We start from the raw sequence: 681 nt of genomic DNA, 5'->3' as shown, positions 1-681 counted from the left end.
TATTCAAACCATCCAAAACCGTCTTGATCTGATCAATTTGATTGATGTCTGAACCTTCCCAAGCACTGACCGCGTTACTAATGATATCTCCAATAGACATCCACTGATCGCCAAACCAAATAACGGTAGTTTGGGTTAAACCCTCAGAGGTTGGACGATGTCGAGTATTAAAGATAAATGCGAGTAGTTGCTGAGCTAGCTGCTCTTTGTGCTCGTTAAGGTCCGCGTTGCCATTGCTATCGACCAAGAATTGTGACACTTCGGATTGCCAAGTCCCGGCCATCCAAATAGCAGAATCGCCGCTAAATGCTGCTTCAACTGGCTCTCCACCAGTAAATTTACCGTCAAATGGCTCGTCACCAGCTCCAAAGTAGTTACTTGGAGAGGCGTAAGGGGCTAAACCATTCACATATACTCTGTCGGCTTCAGTTAGTTCACTTAAGCCATTTTTGTTGTGCCAGTAACCTTTGGTGTCAAAGTCTGCGGTAATTTCACAAATGTTATTGAAGTGCACTTCATTACCATTAAGTGCGTCACTGCGGTTGTAAACTTCACCGATAATGAGAGGGACGCCATTTTCCATTTTCATGACAGATTTTACGTCGAACGAAATGGTGTGATCACTGGTATTGTTCCATGCAGCAGAAAGGCTTTCGCTCACTTCATAAGGCGCGGGATCTT

1 pseudogene is annotated in these 681 nt (G+C 44.5%); it reads right to left on the bottom strand.

The window, feature by feature from the left end:
- Positions 1-681 (bottom strand): annotated as a pseudogene (locus tag R7Q48_RS27745) (hypothetical protein); the annotation flags it as partial.

Source organism: Vibrio sp. 378 (assembly GCF_033339435.1).
This window is presented reverse-complemented; position numbering and strand designations above follow the sequence as displayed.